Here is a 6103-nt window from a genome sequence, read left to right on the forward strand (position 1 = left end):
CCACCGAGGCCAGCAGCGAGGCGCGGTTGAGCTGCAGGTTGTCGAAGGCGCCGCCCTTGATCAGGGCCTCCACCGTGCGTTTGTTGAGCCGGCTGCGGTCCACGCGCACGCAAAAATCGTAAATCGAGGTGAAGGGGCCGCCTTCCTTGCGCGCCGCGACGATCGCGGCAATCGCCTGCTGGCCCGTTCCCTTGATGGCACCCAGGCCGTAGCGCACCGAAGTCGCGCTGATGGGCTCGAAGCGGTATTCGCCGCGGTTGATGTCGGGTGACTCGAACTGGAGGCCCATCTTCTGCGCGTCGCCGAACAGGATCTTGAGCTTGTCGGTGTCGTCCATTTCCACCGTCATGTTGGCGGCGAAGAATTCGGCGGTGTAGTGCACCTTGAGCCAGGCCGTGTGGTAGGCCAGCAGCGCATAGGCGGCGGAGTGCGACTTGTTGAAGCCGTAGCCCGCGAACTTTTCCATCAGGTCGAAAACCTCGTCGGCTTTCTCTTCGCTGAGGCCGCCCTCGCCCGCGCCCTTGCGGAAGATCTCGCGCTGGGCGTCCATCTCCTCTTTTTTCTTCTTGCCCATGGCGCGGCGCAGCAAGTCGGCGCCGCCCAGCGAGTAGCCACCCAGGATCTGCGCGGTCTGCATCACCTGCTCCTGGTAGACCATGATGCCGTAGGTCTCTTCGAGGATGGCCTTGACGCGCGGGTCCGGATATTCGGGAACTTCCTTGCCCTGCTTGCGCGCGATATAGGTCGGGATCAGCTCCATCGGCCCCGGGCGATACAAGGCGTTCATCGCGATCAGGTCTTCCAGGCGGTCCGGCTTGGCGTCTTTCAGCATGCGCTGCATGYCGATACTTTCAAACTGGAACACGGCTTCGGTCTGCCCCCGGCCGAAGAGCTCATAGACCTTGCGGTCGTTGAGCGGCAAGTCCTCGAACTTGAAGTCCTTTTGCGCCGGGTGGCGCGCAATGATGAATTCCCGGGCGATCTCCAGGATGGTCAGCGTGGCCAGGCCCAAAAAGTCGAACTTGACCAGGCCTATGGCCTCCACGTCGTCCTTGTCGAACTGGCTCACGGCGGAGTCGCTGCCGGGCTGGGCATACAGCGGGCAGAAATCGGTCAGCTTGCTGGGCGCGATCAGCACGCCCCCGGCGTGCATGCCGACGTTGCGCGTCAGTCCTTCGAGCTTTTGCGCGAGCTCCAGCAGCGTGTGCACGTCCTCTTCCTTGCGTTCGCGCTCCGCCAGGACGGGCTCCTGCTCCTTCGCCTGTTCAATCGTGATGTGCTGGCCCGGCTTGTTGGGAATCAGCTTGGAGATGCCGTCGCAAAAGCCGTAGGGAAAGTCCAGCACGCGGCCCACGTCGCGGATGGCGGCGCGCGCCGCCATGGTGCCGAAGGTCACGATCTGGCTCACGGCCTCTTTACCGTATTTGTCCTTCACGTAGTCGATCACGCGGTCGCGGTTGCTCTGGCAGAAGTCGATGTCGAAGTCGGGCATGGACACCCGCTCCGGGTTCAGGAAGCGCTCGAACAGCAGGTTGTACTGCAGCGGGTCCAGGTCGGTGATCTTCAGCGAATAGGCCACCAGCGAGCCCGCGCCCGAACCCCGGCCAGGCCCGACCGGGCAGCCGTTGTTCTTGGCCCAGTTGATGAAGTCGYCGACGATCAGGAAGTAGCCGGGAAAACCCATCTTGAGGATGGTGTTGATCTCGAACTCCAGGCGCTCCACGTAAGACGGCCGCTTCTGGTCGCGCACTGCCGCATCGCGGTACAGGTGGGCCAGGCGCTCTTCCAGGCCTTCAAACGAGGCGTGGCGGAAGTAGGCGTCAATCGGCATGCGCACGCCGTCGACTTCAGGCGTCGGGTAGTCGGGCAGCATGGGCTTGCCGAGTTCCAGCGTCAGGTTGCAGCGCTTGGCAATCTCCAGCGTGTTGGCCAGGGCCGTGGGCACGTCGGCGAACAGCGCCTGCATCTGCTCGGCCGACTTGAAGTACTGCTCGCGCGTGAACTTGCGCACGCGCCGCGTGTTGCCCAGGATCTCGCCTTCCGAGATGCAGACGCGCGCTTCATGCGCCTCGTAGTCGTCGTAGGTCAGGAACTGCACCGGATGCGTGGCCACCACCGGCAGCTTGAGCCGCGCCGCGAGCTGCACCGCCGCCGCCACATGGCGTTCGTCGTCGGGCCGCTGGGCGCGCTGCAGTTCCAGGTAAAAACGATGGGGGAACAGGCCCGCGAAATACAGCGCGCATTCCACGGCGCGGGCGCTGTCGCCCTGCAGCAGGGCCTGGCCCACGGAGCCGCCCTGCGCGCCCGACAGCGCGATCAGTCCTTCATTGAGTTCCTGCAGCCATTCGAGCTTGACCACCGCCTGGTCGCGCACCACGTTTTTAGTCCAGGCCCGCGTGAGGATTTCGGAAAGGTTGAGGTAGCCCTGGCGGTTCTGCACCAGCAGCAGCAGGCGCGCGGCCGGCGTGGCGGCGTCCTTGCCCGGCACCTGCACCCAGATGTCGGCGCCAATCAGGGGCTTGACGCCCGCGCCGCGCCCTTCCTTGTAGAACTTGACGGTGCCGAACAGGTTGCTCAGGTCGGTGATGGCCAGCGCTGGTTGCCGGTCGGCGGCCGCTGCGGCCACGATTTCATCGATGCGGTTGGTGCCGTCGACGACGGAAAATTCGGTGTGAAGGCGCAAATGGACAAACATGAAGGCCATTTTAGGGCCGAGGCTGTCCGCTCAGGGGCCCCAGCCAGGTGCAAGGGCTTGCATGCCTGCCTACAATCAAACGCATCATGCAAATCCTGAACATTGCAGCCTACAAGTTCGTCGCGCTGGCCCAGCCCGCGGCGCTGCAAGCCAGCCTGGCTGACCGGCTGCGGGGCCATGCCATCAGGGGCACGGTGCTGCTGGCCGAAGAAGGCATCAACCTCTTCCTGGCCGGCCCGGCCGGCGATATTCATGATTTTTTGGCATGGTTGAAACAGGATGTGCGTTTTTCCGACCTGCAGGCCAAGGAAAGCTGGTCGGGCGCCCAGCCCTTTCGCAAGCTGCTGGTCAAGGTCAAGCCGGAAATCATCCGCATGAACCACCCGGCCGTGCAGCCCGCCGCGGGCCGCGCGCCGGCGGTGGACGCCGCCACCCTCGAGCACTGGCTGGACACCGGCCATGACGACACGGGCCGCCCCGTGGTGACGCTGGACACCCGCAATGACTTCGAGGCCGACGTCGGCACCTTCCGCCATGCCATCGACTGGCGCATCCGCAAGTTCACCGAATTTCCCGAAGCGCTGCTGGCGCACAAAGAAGAACTGGCCGGCAAGACCGTGGTGAGTTTTTGCACCGGCGGCATCCGCTGCGAGAAAGCCGCCATCCTGATGCGCGAAGCCGGAGTGGAGAACGTCTGGCAGCTCGACGGCGGCATCCTCAAATACTTCGAAGAGAGCGGGCGCGCACATTTCGACGGTGAATGTTTTGTTTTTGACGAACGCCGTGCCGTAGACCCGGAACTCAAACCCCAGGTCAACCCGTCCCCCAAAGCCTTGCAGCCGCCCCCTGCCGCCCGCAGCACCGAAAATTTCGGGCTTTTGTCTGACAGCTGAGCCCCAAGCCCCGTGCGAAGCTTTTGAATCGTWCACATCCCACGTCCGCCCGCCGTCCCCTTTTTAACGGTAGCCACCATGCCCACAGACGCTTCCCCCGCGCGCCACCAGGCCGCCCATGCATTGCCCTCCTCGCTCGCCAGGCGCTTCAGCGCCGTGCGCCAGCAAACCGAGGCGCTGATCCAGCCCCTGAGCCCCGAAGACTGCCAGCTGCAGTCCATGCCGGACGCCAGCCCCGCCAAATGGCACCTGGCCCACCTGACCTGGTTCTTCGAGACCTTCGTCCTCGAACGCTTTGAGCCCGGCTTCACGCCTTTCGACCCGGGCTTTCGGGTGCTGTTCAACAGCTATTACAACGGCGTGGGCGATAAATACCCCAGGCCCAAGCGCGGCCTGATCAGCCGGCCCTCGCTTGACGAGGTGCTGGCCTACCGCGCGCAGGTCAACCAGCGCATGCTGGCGGTGATCGCCGCCGTGGAAGCCGGCACCGACGGCGCGCAAGGTCGGGATCTCACCGAACTGGTAACCCTGGGCCTGCACCACGAACAGCAGCACCAGGAACTGCTGCTGACCGACATCAAACACGCGCTGTCCTTCAACCCCGAACGCCCGGCCTACGCGAGCCGCTGGCCGCTGGCCGGCATACACCCGCAACCGGTGGATTGGCTACGCCATGAGGCCGGCCTGGTGGAACACGGTTATGACGCGGCGCGCGACGGCGAATTCGCCTTCGACAATGAAACGCCGCGCCACAAGGTCTATGTGGCGGCTTTCGAGCTGGCCAGCCGGCCGGTGACCAACGGCGAAATCATGGCCTTCATCGCCGACAAGGGCTACCAGCGCCCCGAGCTGTGGCTCTCCATGGGCTGGGACTGGGTCACCGAGAACAAGGTCAGCCTGCCCTTCTACTGGCAAGGCGATGAAGGCAGCTACCAGCACTTCACGCTGCAAGGCCTCATCGATGTAGACCCGAATACACCGGCCTGCCATCTCAGCTATTTTGAAGCCGACGCCTTTGCGCGCTGGGCCGGCGCGCGATTGCCCACCGAATTTGAATGGGAGCTGGCCGCGCGCAAGGTGCCGGCCGGGCCCGCGCCGCAAGGCAACTTTGTGGAGACATCCGCCTTCCACCCATTGCCGCAGCAAGAGGGCAGCCACGGTCTGCCCGCGCAGATGTTCGGCGACGTGTGGGAGTGGACGCAGTCCAACTACAACCCCTACCCCGGCTACAAGCCCTGGGAGGGCTTGGTGGGCGAGTACAACGGCAAATTCATGTGCAATCAGTTTGTGCTGCGCGGCGGCTCCTGCGCCACGCCGCAAAGCCATATGCGCGCAAGCTACCGCAACTTCTTCCCGCCCGATGCCCGCTGGCAGTTCAGCGGCCTGCGCCTGGCGCGTGACCTGGCGCTTGGCTAGGGCCTCCTAGAGCCTGTCAGCACTGAACGCGAACGCGGTCTCCAGCGATGGCAAGATTTGTCCTGGTACCGGGTGGCTGGCACGGAGGCTGGGCATTTGACGCCGTCAGCCAGGCGCTGGCAAAAGAAGGCCACGAAGTCCAGGCGCTCACACTCTCGGGGCTGGATGACGAGCCCGCGAATGGGACCAATCTCGAGCACCACATCAACGAGGTAGTTCAAGCGCTTCGCGGGCGCGATGCGCCTGCCATCCTTGTCGGTCATTCGTATGGCGGAATGGTCACCACCGGCGCGGCGGACAGGGCGCCATCGCGCATCAAGGCCATCGTTTATGTCGACGCCTATGTGCCGGACAACGGTGCCTCGGTCTGGTCGCTCACCACCCCGAGCTATCGGGAGCGCTTCATCGCCGGCGCGGCCGCCGATGGTCTGGCTTGCGCGCCGGCGGCCCATCTCGACATGCGCTGCCGTCCCCATCCCATGGCCACCTTCCTGCAGGCGATCAACCTGACCGGCGACTGGCGCAAGGTCAGCGGCAAAGCCTACATCGCGGCATTCGGTTGGGAAGGAAGCCCGTTTATCGCGCTGTACGAACGCCTGCGGCTGGACCCCGAATGGGCCACGCATCGCCTGGACTGCGCGCACGATGTGCCCCGGCTGGCTCCCGAAGCGCTCGCGAAAATTCTCTTGACCTGCGTGTAAGCAAGCCGGGCGCGGCAGCCTGGGGCCCCGGCTTCAGCCCGCCGTGAATTTCCGCTCCGGCAGCGGAATGAATTCAGTCTCGCCGGGCACTTGTCCCATGGCCTGCGCCTCCCAGTCCTCGCCGGCCTGCACGATACGCTCCTTGCGGCTGGAGACAAAGTTCCACCACATGAAGCGGTGCGCATCGAGCGCGTCGCCGCCTATCACCACCAAACGAGTCGCCGCACCCGCGCTGAGCTGCACAGCCGCACCGGGCGCGAGCGTCGCCAGGGTGTGCATGGCCAGCGGCTCGCCGTCGACCTGCAGGTCGCCGTCCACCGAATACAGCGCCATCTGCTCGGCCAGCGGCGGCAGCGTGAAAGGCGTGCCGGCGGCCAGGGCCACGTCGAGGTAAAGCG

5 protein-coding genes are annotated in these 6103 nt (G+C 64.8%); 3 read left to right on the plus strand and 2 right to left on the minus strand.

What is annotated here, in order from left to right:
- On the minus strand, positions 1-2695 hold a 2695-nt coding region (gene dnaE / locus AC1D0P_RS20320; protein ID WP_477678408.1), incomplete at its 3' end, for a DNA polymerase III subunit alpha.
- Between the two features lie 83 nt (positions 2696-2778).
- Here dnaE and AC1D0P_RS20325 point away from each other — a divergent pair.
- The 3 genes from AC1D0P_RS20325 to AC1D0P_RS20335 all read left to right on the plus strand — a co-directional run bounded on the left by AC1D0P_RS20325 (position 2779) and on the right by AC1D0P_RS20335 (position 5705).
- Positions 2779-3588: a sulfurtransferase gene (locus AC1D0P_RS20325; protein ID WP_477678412.1), complete on the plus strand. Its 810-nt coding sequence runs from the start codon at positions 2779-2781 to the stop codon at positions 3586-3588.
- A gap of 78 nt (positions 3589-3666) precedes the next feature.
- Entirely contained in the window at positions 3667-5004 is a 1338-nt protein-coding gene (gene egtB / locus AC1D0P_RS20330) for an ergothioneine biosynthesis protein EgtB (RefSeq protein ID WP_477678409.1), read from the plus strand.
- Positions 5005-5051: 47 nt separating this feature from the next.
- The gene (locus AC1D0P_RS20335; protein ID WP_477678410.1) at positions 5052-5705 is read left to right on the plus strand and encodes an alpha/beta fold hydrolase; all 654 of its coding nucleotides are present in this window, start codon (positions 5052-5054) and stop codon (positions 5703-5705) included.
- A gap of 33 nt (positions 5706-5738) precedes the next feature.
- Here AC1D0P_RS20335 and AC1D0P_RS20340 read toward each other — a convergent pair.
- On the minus strand, positions 5739-6103 hold a 365-nt coding region (locus AC1D0P_RS20340; RefSeq protein WP_477678411.1), incomplete at its 5' end, for a pirin-like C-terminal cupin domain-containing protein.

Source organism: Polaromonas sp. P1_G2, assembly GCF_056405515.1.

What these genes read in the sequence shown, in the direction of transcription:
- egtB (WP_477678409.1), top strand. Translation starts at nt 3,667, where the DNA reads ATGCCCACAGACGCTTCCCCCGCGCGCCACCAGGCCGCCCATGCATTG.
- AC1D0P_RS20335 (WP_477678410.1), top strand. Translation starts at nt 5,052, where the DNA reads ATGGCAAGATTTGTCCTGGTACCGGGTGGCTGGCACGGAGGCTGGGCA.